The 15,810-nt window shown below is 67.1% G+C and carries 12 protein-coding genes; 5 read left to right on the top strand and 7 right to left on the bottom strand.

Annotated elements, in window-relative coordinates:
• Positions 1 to 49 precede the first annotated feature (49 nt).
• Complete coding sequence (locus AM2010_RS03075) at positions 50 to 2,851, bottom strand: DUF3857 domain-containing protein (protein WP_047805826.1); 2,802 nt, start codon at positions 2,849 to 2,851, stop codon at positions 50 to 52.
• A gap of 120 nt (positions 2,852 to 2,971) precedes the next feature.
• On the opposite strand from AM2010_RS03075, the gene purB reads away from it, so the two are divergent.
• Positions 2,972 to 4,282: an adenylosuccinate lyase gene (purB, locus tag AM2010_RS03070; protein WP_047805825.1), complete on the top strand. Its 1,311-nt coding sequence runs from the start codon at positions 2,972 to 2,974 to the stop codon at positions 4,280 to 4,282.
• Between the two features lie 106 nt (positions 4,283 to 4,388).
• Here the strand turns inward: purB and AM2010_RS03065 are convergent, their stop codons facing one another.
• Together AM2010_RS03065 and cobS are read right to left on the bottom strand one after the other, a co-directional pair.
• Positions 4,389 to 6,614 carry a transglycosylase domain-containing protein gene (locus AM2010_RS03065; RefSeq protein WP_420834966.1) on the bottom strand — a complete coding sequence of 742 codons (2,226 nt, stop codon included), beginning with the start codon at positions 6,612 to 6,614 and terminating at the stop codon, positions 4,389 to 4,391.
• Between the two features lie 49 nt (positions 6,615 to 6,663).
• Positions 6,664 to 7,656 (bottom strand): cobaltochelatase subunit CobS, encoded by a 993-nt coding sequence (gene cobS / locus AM2010_RS03060; protein ID WP_047805824.1) that lies wholly within the window; start codon positions 7,654 to 7,656, stop codon positions 6,664 to 6,666.
• Between the two features lie 101 nt (positions 7,657 to 7,757).
• On the opposite strand from cobS, the gene AM2010_RS03055 reads away from it, so the two are divergent.
• Positions 7,758 to 8,627, top strand: a complete 870-nt coding sequence (locus tag AM2010_RS03055) for an oxygenase MpaB family protein (RefSeq protein ID WP_047805823.1) — start codon at positions 7,758 to 7,760, stop codon at positions 8,625 to 8,627.
• Here the strand turns inward: AM2010_RS03055 and soxR are convergent, their stop codons facing one another.
• Positions 8,628 to 9,086 (bottom strand): redox-sensitive transcriptional activator SoxR, encoded by a 459-nt coding sequence (gene soxR / locus AM2010_RS03050; protein WP_047805822.1) that lies wholly within the window; start codon positions 9,084 to 9,086, stop codon positions 8,628 to 8,630.
• A 116-nt stretch (positions 9,087 to 9,202) separates the two neighbouring features.
• On the opposite strand from soxR, the gene AM2010_RS03045 reads away from it, so the two are divergent.
• A complete protein-coding gene (locus AM2010_RS03045; protein ID WP_047805821.1) occupies positions 9,203 to 9,574 on the top strand; it encodes a VOC family protein in 372 nt (123 codons plus the stop codon).
• Between the two features lie 6 nt (positions 9,575 to 9,580).
• On the opposite strand, the gene ubiA is transcribed toward AM2010_RS03045, so the two are convergent.
• Entirely contained in the window at positions 9,581 to 10,483 is a 903-nt protein-coding gene (gene ubiA / locus AM2010_RS03040; RefSeq protein WP_047805820.1) for a 4-hydroxybenzoate octaprenyltransferase, read from the bottom strand.
• Between the two features lie 210 nt (positions 10,484 to 10,693).
• Here ubiA and AM2010_RS03035 point away from each other — a divergent pair, with 210 nt between their 5' ends.
• The gene (locus AM2010_RS03035; protein WP_047805819.1) at positions 10,694 to 11,455 is read left to right on the top strand and encodes a 16S rRNA (uracil(1498)-N(3))-methyltransferase; all 762 of its coding nucleotides are present in this window, start codon (positions 10,694 to 10,696) and stop codon (positions 11,453 to 11,455) included.
• 49 nt (positions 11,456 to 11,504) lie between these two features.
• Positions 11,505 to 12,875, top strand: a complete 1,371-nt coding sequence (locus AM2010_RS03030; protein ID WP_047805818.1) for a glutamate--cysteine ligase — start codon at positions 11,505 to 11,507, stop codon at positions 12,873 to 12,875.
• 54 nt (positions 12,876 to 12,929) lie between these two features.
• Here the strand turns inward: AM2010_RS03030 and AM2010_RS03025 are convergent, their stop codons facing one another.
• Positions 12,930 to 14,315: a methyltransferase family protein gene (locus AM2010_RS03025; protein WP_047805817.1), complete on the bottom strand. Its 1,386-nt coding sequence runs from the start codon at positions 14,313 to 14,315 to the stop codon at positions 12,930 to 12,932.
• 130 nt (positions 14,316 to 14,445) lie between these two features.
• A complete protein-coding gene (locus tag AM2010_RS03020; RefSeq protein WP_150115222.1) occupies positions 14,446 to 15,792 on the bottom strand; it encodes an outer membrane protein assembly factor BamB family protein in 1,347 nt (448 codons plus the stop codon).
• Between the last annotated feature and the right edge of the window lie 18 nt (positions 15,793 to 15,810).

Below are 15,810 nucleotides of genomic sequence, written 5' to 3'. Positions count from 1 at the left end.
ACCATTCAGTTATGAGTGAGTCAATTGCCCTGCCGTCACTGCGCTGCCATCACTGCGGGGGCACCAGCCCGTAAACCCGGTAGATCGCATCCAGCGCCGGCTCCGCCGACAGGGCAAGCGCGATATCGTCGCGGCCCGCGGTGTCGTCGCCCAGGGCAAACCGCACGATCCCGCGCAGATAGCGGGAGGCGTGGGACCCCGGCTCCGCGGCCAGAACCTTGTCCAGATCGGTCAGCGCCTGCTCTGCCTCCCCCAGCCGGAACAGGACCATCGCGCGGCTATCCAGCGCGGAAATCCCGCCTGCCGACTGCTCGACCGCTTTCAGACAGACCGGCACGGTATCGGGCGTGGCGAGGTTCCAGATGCCGGCGTACCAGCACAGCGCATTGAACGTCTCCGAACCAGGGGCGGCAAATTCCACCAGATCGGCGAGCCGCGAAAGCCCTTCGTCCTTCTGCCCCGCCCAGCCTTCGGCATAGGCGAGCTGGATATCGCCCCAATCGGGATTGCTGGCGACCAGCGCGCTTTCTTCCGCCAGCGCGATCGCCTCTTCCCCCCGGCCCAGTTGCCCCAGGATCTCGATCTGGGTGTAGTGGTCGGGATTGGCCGGATCGAGCGTTTCGGCCGTCTGCAGATCCTCCAGCGCACCGTGAAGGTCGCCGATCTGGCGGCGGGCCGAGGCGCGGAAGCGGTACGTCCAGGCCGCCGGTTCCCGCTCTACCGCAATGTCGAGATCGGCCAGCGCGCCTTCCCAGTCGCCGATACCTGCGCGGAACGATGCGCGGTTGTTATAGGCGCCCGCATCGTCATCATCCTCGCGCTCGATCAGGATGGCATAGGCTTCCTCAAGCTCGGCCAGCATGTCCCGGTCCGCGCCGCGATAGTCCCACGCCCGCCGGGTGTCCGCCGGCGCAACAAATGTGGGCAGGCGGCGCTTCATGCGGATCGCCTCGCGCTTGACCCCGGCGAGTTCGCTGGCCGGGATTTCCCACGCAATGCTCTTCACATCCTGAGTGATCGCGATCCGCTCACCCTCTATCCCGCCCGAGGAGACGAGCAGGTTTCCGCCGATCTCACGTTCGAACGTGGGCTCTCCGCGGACAGTGAAGCCTTCGCCGCCATCGGGCAGCAGCCATTCGACTTCGCCGCGCCAGAACAGCGGGCCGTTCACCATCACCGGCAGATCGCGCCACTCCGCACGGGCGCGATCGTTGTTGAAACGGAAAGTGGCAGCCGGGAGATAGGGCAGTTCCAGGCGATAGCGCCCGTCGCGCATCTCCCAGGGCGTGGTCATCAGGCCGTCGACGGTGATGGTCGCACTGCCCGTTTCATCATCGAAGGTGATCGACTTTTCGATCTGGCGATGTTCGCCGATGGCGGCCGTCACGGCGCCGCGAATGGCCTCGTCGCGCTGGTCGCTGTCGTCCATCTGCGACAGCATCCGAAGCGCCGAGGCTTCGGGCCCGGTCACAGTCAGTTCGAAATCGAACAGAGCCGGCACGGCCACGCCCGCGCTCTGGTCCACCGTCAGGCGCACGGTGCGCCCCGGCACCGGCAGGGCCCGTGCGGGAATGGCCTGCAGCCCCGCCCCGCTCTCGCGCAGCGGCAGGGCATGGCCGAACCGGGGCACGGCGGCGATCGTCTGCAGGCGGGTGCCCGTGCTTGTCCCGTCGAGCCAGTAGGATTCCCCACCGATATCGGCGCGCACGATCATGTGATTGAAGTTACCCGGCACGGGCAGCAGTTCCGGCACCGCGTCGCCAATCGTGGTGCTGACCAGGACCGCTTCCGCATCGATCCCCAGTTCGCGCAGCATTGCGAGCAACAGCAGCGATTTCGCCTTGCAGTCGCCGTAGCGGTTTCGCCAGGTTTCGGCCGGCGTCTGCGGCAGGTAATTGCCCCCGTCGAGGCCGTTCATGAGATAGCCGATCTCGTCCTGCACGGGCTGCGCCGCCAGCGCCGCGCGAGCGAGCGGATCGGCAGTGGCGGCGCGAATCCGTTCCACCTCCTGCGCGATCTCGCCATCCGGGGCGATCGTGCCTTCGGTGCTGAAATAGGGGGCCATCGTCGAGGAAACGGCTTCCCAGCTATCGAACGTCCCCGCCTGCACGAGCGGCGACAGCCGGAACCTCATCGGCGCATCGTCGGGCATCTCGGGCGGTTCGGCGATTGGCAGATCGATCGCCAGACGGTTCATCCCCCCGGCTTGCGACACCTTTACCGCGTCCCCCGCGCGCATGGCCCCATGCGTCACCGCTTGCCCTTCGGGCCACGACACCACGATGCGCCCGCTGGCCACTGGCAAAGGCTCGGCCAGAATGTTGGAACTCCATTCCATCTCGCCATCCAGCGCCTGGTCGCGGCGGGTGACGGAATAGGCGACGCGCATCGTGTCGCCCACGCGCAGGCCGGGAACGGCCAGCGTTGCGGTAAGTCCACCGTCCAGCATACGCTGTTCCAGATATCGTTCGCGCCGCAGCACTTCGAACCGCGCGCCGTCGGCCAGGACATCCAGCGTTTCGCCATCGCGCACCAGCTCTATCCGATGGACGATCAGGTCACCCTTGTCCGGCAGCCAGCTTGGCGACACCGTGCCCAGCTCGCTCAACATTTCTGGCGTGTCGAACGCGAATGCGATGTCGGTGAATTCCCACACCGTTCCGCCGTCCATCAGCACCTGCGATTCGACCAGACGCATCGGCTTGCCCGGATGGCTGTCGGCTGGCGGGAGGTCAGCCACTTCGACCCATTCCGGTTCCGGCTGATAGAGGATTTCTTCCCCCGCCCAGGCAGGCGCGGCGATGGCGACTGCGGATATTCCCCCGGTAATCAGACGAGTCAAACGATGCATATGCCCCCCAGCGATGCAATTCCCCTGCTTTGCACCCTATCGCCCTTCTGGCGGGTTGCCAATCGGCCTCCCCGCCTATAGCCGCGCGGCGACACCCGTTATCCCGCCCGGAGTTTGCCCATGGTCCCCCGTTACGCCCGCCCCCCGATGTCCGCGATCTGGGAGCCGGAAGCGCGCTATCGCATCTGGTTCGAGATCGAGGCCCACGCGACCGAGAAGCTGGGCGAGCTGGGCGTCGTGCCGAAAAGCGCGGCGAAGGCGTTGTGGGACTGGTGGGCGACCGACCCGAAGATCGACGTACCTGCGATCGACGCGATCGAGGCGGTGACCAAGCATGACGTGATCGCCTTCCTCACCTGGGTGGCGGAGCAGGTGGGTGATGAGGCCCGCTTCATGCACCAGGGCATGACCAGTTCCGACGTGCTCGACACGACCCTGGCCGTGCAGCTTGCCCGCGCGTCGGATATCCTGCTGGAAGACCTCGACCTGCTGCTGGCCGCGATCCGCCGCCGCGCGGAAGAGCACAAATATACGCCCACCATCGGCCGCAGCCACGGCATCCATGCCGAACCGGTCACTTTCGGCCTCAAGCTGGCGCAGGCCTATGCCGAATTCGCCCGCTGCCGCAAGCGGCTGGTCGCCGCGCGCGAGGAAATCGCGACGTGCGCGATTTCAGGCGCGGTGGGAACGTTCGCCAATGTCGATCCGGCGGTGGAGGAACACGTGGCCGAGCGGCTTGGCCTGGCGATCGAGCCGATTTCCACCCAGGTCATCCCGCGCGACCGGCACGCGATGTTCTTCGCCACCCTGGCGGTGATCGCGGGTTCGATCGAGCGGGTCGCGGTCGAGGTCCGCCACCTCCAGCGGACCGAAGTGCTGGAGGCGGAAGAATACTTCTCCCCCGGCCAGAAGGGTTCGAGCGCGATGCCGCACAAGCGCAACCCGATCCTGACCGAGAACCTGACCGGCCAGGCGCGCATGATCCGCGCCTATGCCCTGCCTGCGCTCGAAAACGTCGCCCTGTGGCACGAACGCGACATCAGCCATTCCTCGGTCGAACGCTTCATCGGCCCCGACGCGACGATTACCCTCGATTTCGCGCTGGCGCGGCTGACCGGGGTGATCGACAAGCTGCTGGTCTATCCCGAACGGATGCAGAAGAACCTCGACCGCATGGGCGGACTGGTCCATTCGCAGCGCGTCCTGCTGGCGCTGACCCAGGCCGGGGTCAGCCGCGAGAATGCCTATGCCATCGTCCAGCGCAACGCGATGAAAGTGTGGGAATCGGATGGCGAGCTGGCGCTGCTCGACCTGCTGAAGCAGGACGCCGAAGTCACCGCGGCGCTGAGCGAGGCCGAGCTGGAGGAGAAGTTCGACCTCGAATACCACTTCCGCCAGGTCGACCAGGTGTTCGAGCGCGTCTTCGACTGAGGCCGCCGCGCGCCTCCTCCTGTGCCGACGGTGCCCGGAGGCATGATGGATGCTGAAACGAGTTCAGCATGACGGAAGTAGGGTGTCGCACCTCGATTGCGGGTGACTAGCGCGGCGCAGTGTCCTCCGCCGGGGCGTCGCGCGGCGTGGTGCCCGGCTCCAGCGCAACCCCGTCGCGATCCAGCCGGACATCGACCGGAATGCCGTTGAGGTCGGTGGAAAGGGTCACCCCGTCTTCGCGCACGCGCAGGCGCGATCCGTCCTCGCCCAATGGGATATCGCCGATCTGCGGCACGTCCTGCGGCTGCACCGGCCCGCTCGGATCGGGGCTCGGCGTCGGGCGCGACCGGGCGGGAGCACGCGTTTCGCCCAGCGCCCGCGCCATGAAGTCGCGCCAGATGCGTGCCGGCAGCCCGCCGCCACTGATCCCGGCAAGCGGCGAATTGTCGTCGTTGCCGACCCACACCCCGACCACCAGATCGCCGGCATAGCCGACGAACAGCGCATCGCGGTTGTCCTGCGTGGTCCCGGTCTTGCCGAAATTCGGCCCGCGCAGCATTGCCGCGCGCCCGGTGCCGCGATTGATCGCGCTGCGCAGCAGGCGCTCGATCTGTTCCTGCCTGCGCCCGGACAGGCTTTCCTTCCCGTTCCACAGCCAGTCGAACCAGCCCGGCTCCTCCTCCACGAAAGCGTGCGGGCGCACGGGAAATTCGTTCGCGGCGATCCCGGCATAGGCGGCGGTCAGTTCCATCAGGGTCATGGTCGAGGTGCCCAGCGCCAGGCTGGGATCGCCCTCGGCCAGCGGAGAGGTCACACCCAGCCGGCGAGCCATGTCGATCACCGCCTCGTCCCCCACCTGTTCGAACACCCGCACCGCGGCGACGTTGCTGGACCGGGCGAAAGCCTGTTCCAGCGTCAGGCTCTGCGAATAGGAACCACTGGCGTTGCGCGGGCGATAGCTGCCCGTTTCGATCATGCTGTTGTCGATCGCGTCCTCGGGCGACATCCCCGCCTCCAGCGCGGCGAGATAGACGAACAGCTTGAAGGTCGACCCCGGCTGGCGTTTCGCCTGGGTCGCGCGGTTGAACGGCGATTTGGCGTAATCGCGCCCCCCGATCATCGCCACGACCTCCCCATTCGGCCGCATCGCCACCAGCGCGACTTGCGCTGAACCCAGCGGCGCGCGGGCGACGACATCGCGGGCAATGCCCTGCAGGCGCGAATCGAGCGTGGTCGCAATCGTCTGTTCGGCATAGCCGCTGCCGGTCAGCTTGCGCGCTTCGGGCAGGGCCCAGTCGGCGAAATAAGTCCCGGTCGGCAGTTCGTTGCGCGTGCGCACGTCCAGCCGCGGGGTCGGCAGGCGTCCGGCCTCCTCCCCCGTCAGGTACCCGGCATCGACCATTGCCGCGACCACCAGCCGCATACGCTGTTCGGCAAGGTCGAAATTGCGCGTGGGCGCGAGCCGCGACGGGGCCTGGAGCAGGCCGGCCAGCATCGCTGCCTGTTCGGGTTTCAGGTTTTCCGGGTGGCGGTAGAAATAATGGAGCGAGGCCGCGCGCAGGCCATAAGTATTGTCGCCGAAATAGGCATTCGACAGATATCGTTCGAGGATCTCGTCCTTGCTCAGCCAGGCTTCCAGCCAGAAGGCGATCAACGCCTCGCGCGCCTTGCGCGTCAGGCTTTGTTCGGGGGTGAGGAACGTGAACTTGGCCAGTTGCTGGGTGATCGTGCTGCCGCCCTGGGTCGGGCCGCCGGTCGCATTGGACCACGCCGCACGCGCGATCCCGCGCGGATCGATTCCCCAGTGGCTGTAGAATCGCCGGTCCTCGATCGCCAGGAACGGTTCGATCACGTGCGGCGGCAGGTCGGCGACCCGCACCGGCTCGTCCACCACCGCGCCGTTGCGCGCGATCGGCGTGCCATCCGATGCCAGCAGGGTGAGCTGCGGCGGCGCAATCGGTTCGAGAGAGCGCGACAGCGGCGCGGTCACCGCCAGCCAGCCGATCAGCAGGAAGAAGGCAAGCAGCGTCCCGGCCACGATCCGCACTGCCCAGCGCCAGCGCCGGCGCTTGCGTTCGCGCTTCGGCTCGTCCTCCATATAGCGGTCAAGCTGCTCGAGCCGTTCGGCCCAGGGGTCGCCCCCGCTTCGGCCACCGGACGAGCGCGTTTCCGTTCCGCGGCGCGCGCGATCCGGTTCGGCGTCGGCATCGGCATCGGCATCGGTCCAGCCGCCGCCGGGCGCATCCTGCAGGGCATAGAATCCCGGCTCGTCCGGCTCGTCATCGCCGCCGGTGCGCCGATCGCGCGAGAGCCAGGAAAAGATGCGGGTCATTGAAACACTGTGTTATCTACTTAACACAGCCATGAGCCGCTTCAACCCGTCACGCCGGTGAAACCACGCTCTCCGGCAGTTCCTCGCCGAAAACGCGCTGGTAATACTCGGCGACCAGCATCCGTTCCGCCTCGTCGCACTTGTTGAGGAAGCTGAGACGGAAGGCGAAGCCTATATCTTTGAAGATTGCGGCATTTTCCGCCCACGTGATGACCGTGCGCGGGCTCATCACGGTCGAAATGTCGCCGTTGATGAAGCCCTGCCGGGTCAGGTCGGCAACCTTGATCATGTCAGCAATCGTCTTCGGATCGCTGTCCGGGTTCTTGGCCGCGACGATCTCCTGCTCGGTATCCGCCGGCAGGTAATTGAGCGCGACGACGATGTTCCACCGGTCCATCTGCCCCTGATTGATCGCCTGTGTGCCGTGGTAGAGGCCGCTGGTGTCGCCGAGCCCGACCGTGTTGGCGGTGGCGAACAGGCGGAAATTCGGATCGGGCCGGATCACGCGGTTCTGGTCCAGCAGGGTCAGCTTGCCCGCCTGTTCCAGCACACGCTGGATCACGAACATCACGTCGGGCCGACCGGCGTCGTATTCGTCGAACACCAGCGCCACCGGATGCTGCAGCGCCCAGGGCAGCAGCCCTTCGCGAAATTCGGTGACCTGCAGGCCATCGCGCAGAACGATCGCGTCGCGCCCGACCAGGTCGATCCGGCTGATATGCGCATCCAGGTTGATGCGAATGCAGGGCCAGTTGAGCCGCGCGGCAACCTGTTCGATATGCGTCGACTTGCCCGTACCGTGATAGCCCTGAACCATCACGCGGCGATTGTGGGCGAACCCCGCCAGGATCGCCATCGTGGTCTGCGGTTCGAACACGTAGGCATCGTCGCGGTCGGGCGTGCGTTCGTCGGGCTTCGAGAACGCGGGCACTTTCCAGTCGATGTCGATCCCGAATGTCTCGCGCACGTCGACTTCGGTGTCGGGTGCGGCGATTACGGTCTTGCTCGCGTGGTCGAAGCTCTTGTCGGTCATGTCGTTCATCTCGCGCGGGTGACTATACGCGCGGCCGCACCGCTGCAAGCGCCACGCGCGGAGATTTCGCGGAGATTTCATTGTCGCCGCACAAGCCTATAGTCGGTCCCATGTCCGCCCGCCCCCCGACCGAGCGTCTGCGCGAAGAACTGGTCCGCCGGGTCCGCGCGGTGTTCAACGAAGAAGGGCAGCAGCCAGTGCCCCCGTCCGACGATGCTCTATTCGCGCGCGATACACCGATCCGCCTGGTCCATGCCGACATCGTGGGAATGATGGTCGGCGGGATTCGCGGCCTGCTGTTGCAGATGCTCCACCCCCATGCGCTTCAGGGCGTGCTCGACCATTCGGATTTCCGCCACGACATGCATGGGCGGCTGCGGCGCACCGCGCGCTTCATCGCGGTTACGACCTTCGGCCATCGCCACGATGCGCAGGCGGCGATCGACCGGGTCAACCGCATCCATCGCCAGGTGGGCGGAACCCTGCCCGATGGCACGCCCTATTCCGCGCGCGATCCGCGCACGCTGGCCTGGGTCCATGTGGCGGAGGCAACCAGCTTCCTCGCCGCCTATTTGCGCTATGTCCGCCCCGGCCTGCCGCACGCCGCGCGCGACGAATACTATCGCCAGTTCGCGGTGATCGCCCGCGCGCTGGGGGCCGATCCGGTACCCGAAAGCGAGCGCGAGGCGGAGGCGATCTTTCGCGATCTGCGCGCCGACCTGCGCGGATCGGCCCAGGCGCGCGAAGTCGCGCAATTCGTGCTGACCCAGCGCCCGGAGGCTGCGCCCGCGGCGCTTCAGGCCACGCTGGCGGCGGAGGCAGTCGGCCTGCTGCCACCTTTCGCCCGTTCGATGCTGGGGCTGGAACGGCCGCGCCTCGGCGTACTTCCGGCGCGCGCTGCGGCCTGGGGAATGGGCACGACGCTACGCTGGGCCTTCCGCCAGGGCCCCCGCGGCAGGGTGAAGCCGGACCGGACCTAGCTAGGTGCCGTCCTGCTCCAGCCGGCGCAGGACGCGCGGGCCGGGGCCAGCCTCCCCCGCGCGGTCTTCGGGATTGTAGAGCTTGCAGTGTTTGAGGCTCAGGCACCCGCAGCCGATGCACCCGTCCAGATTGTCGCGCATCGCCTCGAGCTGCGCAATCCGCCGGTCGAGCCGGTCGCGGATCGCCTCGCTGATTTTCCACCAGTCGAAACTGGTCGGGGTCCGCCCGTCGGGCAGACGGGCAAGCTGTTCGGCAATCTCTTCAAGCGAAAGGCCCAGTTTCTGCGCGATCAGGATGAAACTGAGCCGGCGAATGTCGGAGCGCAGGAAACGGCGCTGGTTGCCGCCGGTGCGGTGAGCAGTGACCAGCCCCTTGTCCTCGTAGAAACGGATCGCGGACGGGGAAAGGCCGGTGCGCCGCGCAAGGGCGCCGATGGGAAGGAGATCGCTGGCTCGCATAATTCGCCGCTAGCGCATTTCGTTCTTGACCTCAAGTTCAGTTGAAGTTGCATTGTCACACGCACCGATTCGCAACACGGCGGCATAGGCTGCCGACACAGCAAGGAGTGCACACTATGCCCAAGGGCCAGATCGAACACGCCAACCTCACCGTAACCGACCCGGATCGCAGCGCCGCGCTGTTCGAGAAACTGCTCGACTGGCACGAGCGCTGGCGCGGCCCGGCCATGCTGGGGGGCGAGACGATCCACGTCGGTGACGAGAGGACCTATCTCGCGCTCTACACCAATTCCGATGCCAGCGGCGGATACGCCAAGGGCGTGCCGCTCAACCATGTCGGCCTGCTGGTCGACGATCTCGACGCGGCGGAAAAGGTGGTGATCGAGGCCGGGCTGAAGCCATTCTCCCACGCCGATTACGAACCGGGCCGCCGGTTCTATTTCTTCGACTGGGACGGGATCGAATTCGAAGTCGTCAGTTACGGCTGATCCGCGTCAGGCGTTGCCGACCACGAAACAGGCGACAGCCACCAGCGCCCCGGTCCAGCGGTTCGCCCGGAAACGGTCGAGCGGGTTGGCCGGGTGCGCGGGGTCGAGCGTGACCACTTGCCAGGCGAGGTGCGCCGCCGCCGGGATCAGCGCCAGCAGGGCGACCCAGTCGGCACGCAGCAGCCAGAAGGCGAGCGCCCACAGCGCCACTGCACCGGCATAGAACAGCGCCACCCCCGGCCTGACCCGCGCGCCCAGCCGCAGGGCGGAAGAGCGGATGCCGACCAGCGCGTCATCCTCCCGGTCCTGCAGGGCGTAGATCGTGTCATAGCCGATGACCCACAGCACGCACCCGGCATAGAGCGCGGCCAGAGCATCCAGATTGTCGCCCCGCAGCGCGATCCAGCCGACCGGTGCGCCCCAACTGAACACCAGCCCCAGCCAGGCCTGCGGCCACCAGGTGATCCGCTTCATGAACGGATAGGCGGCGACCAGCGCGAGGCTCGCCAGCGCCACGATCTGCGCCTGCCAGCGCAACTGGAGCAGGACGATCAGGCCCACCGCGCACAGCGCCAGCAGCCAGCCCCAGGCGAGCCGCTTCGATATTCGCCCGCTCGCGACCGGGCGCGCGGCGGTACGCGCGACCTTGCGGTCCAGATCGGCATCGACGATGTCGTTATAGACGCAGCCCGCCGCACGCATCGCCACGCTGCCCAGCAGCAACCAGGCGAGCAGCCCCCATTGCGCGGCCCCGCCCGCCAGCAACAGGCCGTAAGCACAGGGCCAGAACAGCAGCCACCAGCCGATCGGCCGGTCGAACCGGCCCAGCTGCGCCAGGTCGCGCGGGACCTGCGGCAGGCGGGCGACGAGGCCGCGATGTTCGCTGTCGGGGACGATGTTCTCGCTCATGCCTGATGCCCTAGAATCGTTTTCATTGAGGCGGCACCGGCCCGCACCCCCACCCGGCCACCCATAGAATACCCTGCCGTTGGGTGGCCGGGTGGGGGTGCGGGCCGGTGCCGCTTCAGCCTTGCTGAAAACGACTCTAGCCCCCTCGCGAGGCGGGCGAAAGCTGCGATCGCGCCTTGATCGCCGCCCCGGCTCGGCTAGAGCGGGCCCATGCCCGCCACCCCCGCCTGGCCGCCCCGTTCGACCCCGCGCCTCTATATCGACGGCGAGATCGCGCCGGGCGCGACGGTGGCGCTCGATCCCGCACAGGCGCGCTATCTCGTCGCCGTGATGCGGCGCGGCGAAGGCGATCCGGTGCGTCTGTTCGACAACCGCACGGGCGAATACCTCGCCCGCATCGACCGGGCCGACACGCGCAAGGGGACCGCCATCGTCGAACAGCGCCTCGCCCCGCGCGAGGACGTGCCCGACCTGTGGCTCTGCGCCTCCCCGATCCAGCGCGACAATTTCGCCCTCGTTGCGGAAAAAGCCTGCGAACTGGGCGTGCGCCGGTTCGTGCCGGTCGCCATGCGCCGCTCCGTCGTGCGCAAGGTCAACCAGGAACGGCTGCACAAGCGGATGGTCGAGGCTGCCGAACAGTGCGGGCGCACCGCATTGCCCGAACTGGCCCCCGCGACCGATCTCGACCGGCTGCTGCACGACTGGCCGGCGGGCCGCACACTGTTTTTCGCCGACGAACTGGGCGGCACCCCGGCCCCGCGCGCCTTTGCCGAAAATCCGGGCCCGGCCGCGCTGCTGGTGGGGCCCGAAGGCGGCTTCGACGATGCGGAGCGGGAGGCGGTCCGTGCCCTGCCCGCCGCCCGCCCGATTGCGCTGGGCCCGCGCATCCAGCGCGCGGAAACCGCCGCGATTGCCGCCACCGCGGTTTGGATGGCGACCTGCGGCGACTGGCAAGCCGAAACGCAATCGTAGAAGAATAATTTCCTTTCCACGAAAGGCACGGTTTCCTAACGCCGATCGAATGAGCACACGCGAGGCTGCCGCCACCGAAGACCCGATCATCGAAAGCCGCGATCAACTGGTCGCGCCGATGCAGGGTGGAGAGAAGCCCAAGGATGCCTGGCGCATCGGGACCGAGCATGAGAAGCTCGTTTACAACCGCAGCGATTTCCACGCCCCCAGCTACGACGAAAGCTGCGGCATTCGCGACCTGCTGCTCAACCTGAAGCAGTTCGGCTGGGAACCGGTGGAAGAAGGCGGCAAGGTTATCGCCATGCGCGGGGCCGACGGCACCGTCAGCCTGGAACCGGCCGGCCAGCTCGAACTGTCGGGTGCGCCGCTCGAAAACCTGCACGAAACCTGCAACGAAACCGGGCGCCACCTCGAACAGGTCAAGGCGATCGGCGAATGCTGCGGGGTCGGCTTCCTCGGCCTTGGCATGTGGCCCGACAAGGCGCGCGAAGACCTGCCGATCATGCCCAAGGGGCGTTACGACATCATGGTCCGGCACATGCCGCGCGTCGGCAGCCTCGGCCTCGACATGATGCTGCGCACCTGCACGATCCAGGTCAATCTCGACTATGGCAGCGAAGCGGACATGGTGAAGAAATTCCGCGTCGGCCTGGCGCTGCAGCCGCTCGCCACCGCGCTGTTCGCCAATTCGCCGTTTACCGAAGGCAAGCCCAACGGCTTCCTCTCCTATCGCAGCCACATCTGGTCGGACACCGATCCGCACCGCACCGGGATGTTGCCGTTCGTGTTCGAAGACGGCTTCGGCTACGAACGGTGGGTCGACTACATGCTCGACGTGCCGATGTATTTCGTCTTCCGCGACGGGAAATATATCGACGCTGCGGGGCAGAGCTTCCGCGATTTCCTCGACGGGAACCTGCCCGCCCTGCCGGGCGAAAAACCGCGCGAGGGCGACTGGTGGGATCACCTCTCCACCGCCTTCCCCGAAGTGCGGCTAAAAAGCTTCCTCGAAATGCGCGGCGCCGACGGCGGACCGTGGAGCCGGATCTGCGCCCTGCCCGCGTTCTGGGTCGGCCTGCTCTACGACCAGACCGCGCTCGATGCCGCGTGGGATCTGGTGAAGGACTGGACGATGGAAGAGCGCGAGGCCCTGCGAAACTCGGTGCCGAAACTGGCGCTCGACGCGCCCGTGCCCGGTGGCGGGACCCTGCGCGAACTGGGCCGCGAAGTGCTCGCCATCTCGCGCGCGGGCCTCGCCGCCCGCGCCCGGCTCAACACCGGTGGCGACAACGAAACCGGCTTCCTCGAAACGCTGGACGAGATTGTCGCCAGCGGCAAAGTCCCCGCACAACGCCTGCTCGATCTCTACCGCGGCGAATGGGCCGGCGACGTAACGCGGGTTTACGAACAAAGCTTTTAAGGCCCGCTGCCCGGCACCGCGGGCGCGGAAAGCGAAATGGCCCCTGAAGTACGTTCAGGGTGACGGTGTTTCGATCGTCCGCGTTTCCCTCTGCCCCTGCGTCAGCATCGGGCCGTGGGGGCGCAGGCGGCGGCGGAGGGCGGTGAGTGGGCGGGTGATCAGCCCGTGGCGGTCCATCCAGGCGTGGTATTCGCGGTATTTCGCATCTTCGCCCAGCAGGTGCGCTTCCTCCGTCTTCGCGCGCCAGAAGTAGATCGCGCTGACGCAGGCGAGGAAGAAGGTGTTGCGGATCGCATCGACCGGCGATCCGCTGGAGACGAGAAACGGCAGGGTCGCGCTCCACCAGAACAGGTTCTTCGACAGATAGGCCGGGTGGCGGGTGAAGCGATAGGGGCCGTGGGTCAGCACGCCGCGATAGGTGAGGTTGGAAAAGCGCACCCCGAACGCCACCGTCGCCCAGGCATAGACGCCGGTGAGGAACACCAGCCAGGCGGCCCAGAGCCACATCAGCGCCCCGTGCCCCGCCAGCCAGTGCGCCCAGCCCGGCGTGTTGACCTCGTAAGCCAGCATCCCATCGGCCCCCATGAAGGCATAGACCAGCGGGGGGTAACAGATCAGCGCCGCAACCCAGCCCGACAGCAGCGGATTGCCGCTGCGGATATGGGCATCGAGCGGGCGGAACGTGACGAGATAGCCGACCGTGCCGATCTGCACGTCGATCACGAACAGCAGTTCGATCAGCACCACACTCGCCCGCACCGGGTCGGCGGCGAGCCCGGCCAGGTCGGCCTCCACCACCGCGGCGAACCCGCCGGGCAGGATGGAGATCATGAAAGCGCCGAAGAACCCCTTTATGATCCAGGCGCGCCAGTGCTTCTTCACTTCGTCCGGGTCGAACGCCTCGCGCCCCAGCAGCATGGCGCCGAAGTGCCAGGCATGATCGCGCGGTTCGACCATGCGCCGATCAAGCCAGAGGACATAGGGGACGGAGAGCACGAACAGCGGAATCGCGGCAGCCGCAATCACTTCCATCGCGAACAGGTATTGCCCATCCCAATACCAGCGCGCGACGCAGTAAAGGAACCCGATGATCGCCCATGTCGCCCAGAGCGCCCCGATCTTGACCACGGAAACCGGCAGAACATCGGCCAGCGGCCGGCGATGGTTCCAGTCGATCCCGGTCGAGGGATTGCGGTGAACCTTGTCGACCAGCAGCGACCACAGCGCCATCGGCCCGGCGGAAAATGCCAGGGCGGCCAGCGCGGCATAGGGGCCGGACAACGGCGCACGCGGGCCGGGCAGCGCGAAGGCATCGGCAAATTGCGGCCAGTTGCGGCAGAACGCGATCCACGCGAACAGGCCAAGCAGCCCGGCCAGGCCCACGCCCGCCGAAACGTCGCTCGCCGGAAGGGCTTTTGCCGGGGGCTGGTGCGCGCTCATCTCGGCACGCGCGATAGCCGCAAAGGGTTAAGGACGCGGTAAGGCTGGCCCGCTGCGACTAGCTTCGCCTTCGGCTCAGCAAGTCTCGCTCCCCTCCCGCTTGCGGGAGGGGTCGGGGGTGGGCAGGTGCCTAGCGGTAAGCGTGGATCGTGCCCGAATCGTCGAGCAGATAGAGCGTTCCGTTGGCCACGATGGGCGGCAGCGAAACCGGCTCTTTCAAATCGACGAACAGGCTGGCTGATCCTTCGCCGGTGCTGATCCGATAGACCTGACCCCGGCTGCTCGCGGCCCACAGGCTGTTGCCTGCCAGCACCGGCCCGGTCCAGAAAATCGCGCCTTCGCGGTCTTCCTCGTCGCGATAGCGCTGAAGCTGGGTCATCCAGCGGACTTTGCCCGAAGAGCGGGCGATTGCCAGAAGGCGCGCATCGTCGGTCAGCGCGAAGATCCATTCGCCCGCCACCGCGGGGGTGGAAATGCCTGCGACGTTGAGTTCCCAGATCCGCTGGCCTGTGACCAGTTCGTAAGCCGCCATGCGGCCGCCCTGCCCCAGCGCATAGACTTTGCCCGAATCGACGATCGGATCGGCGTCGATGTCGGTCAACGAGCCGACTTCGGTGGAAATCGAGGTCCGCGCCAGCGCGTCGGACCAGACAACGAGGCCGTTTTCGTAGCGGTAGGCGACCAGTTCGCCCGAGCTGTATCCGGCGATCACCGTGCCCTGCCCCGCTGCAGGGGCGGCCACCCCGAAGACGCCCGCCTGCGCCTGAGATCCGGATTCGTTCCACCGCGCTGCGCCGGTCGCGGCGTCGAGCGCGTGGATCTGATTGTCCTGCGTCATCACGTAAACCGAATTGAACGCAATGGTCGGCGATCCGCGCAGCGGGCCGGCGGGCTGGACCTTCCAGATTTCCGCCCCGGTTTCCGCATCGAGCGCGGCGACTTCGCCCACGCCGTTGGTGGCATAGACCCGCCCTTCGTGAAATGCCGCGCCGCCGCCGAAGGCGGACTGGCGGACATTGCCGGGTTGTTCCATCCGATAGGTCCAGCGCGGCGTGCCGCTCTGCGCATCGAAGGCGTGGACCACCCCGTCCGTGCCCACTGCATAGAGCATGCCGCCGCCCACGACCGGGGCAGAAGCCAGCCGGCGGCGTTCGCTCCCGCCTTCGATCTGGGCCGTCCAGGCGCTTGCCGGGCTGTTGGACAGGGTAAGGTGGCCGTAGGACTTGTCCGCCGTGCCGCCGGCCTGGGGCCATGCGGCATTGGTCTGCGCCGGGGGCAGAACCACCTCGATGCCGGCCAGCGAAGGATCGACCTGGGCGCCGGTTTCGATCCGCGAGAGAACCGGCTTGCGCTCGCCCAGCGTCGGCGTGGTCTTGGTATCGCCGTCGCCGCCGAAAATGCCGCAGGCGCCGAGCGTCGCCGCCAGCGCGGCAACGGCAATCCCGCGGCCCAGATTGGAAATGCTATTCGTCATCATCGGGTAGATCCTGAACTG

The sequence above is a fragment of the Pelagerythrobacter marensis genome, from assembly GCF_001028625.1.
Taxonomy (GTDB): domain Bacteria; phylum Pseudomonadota; class Alphaproteobacteria; order Sphingomonadales; family Sphingomonadaceae; genus Pelagerythrobacter; species Pelagerythrobacter marensis.
This window is presented reverse-complemented; position numbering and strand designations above follow the sequence as displayed.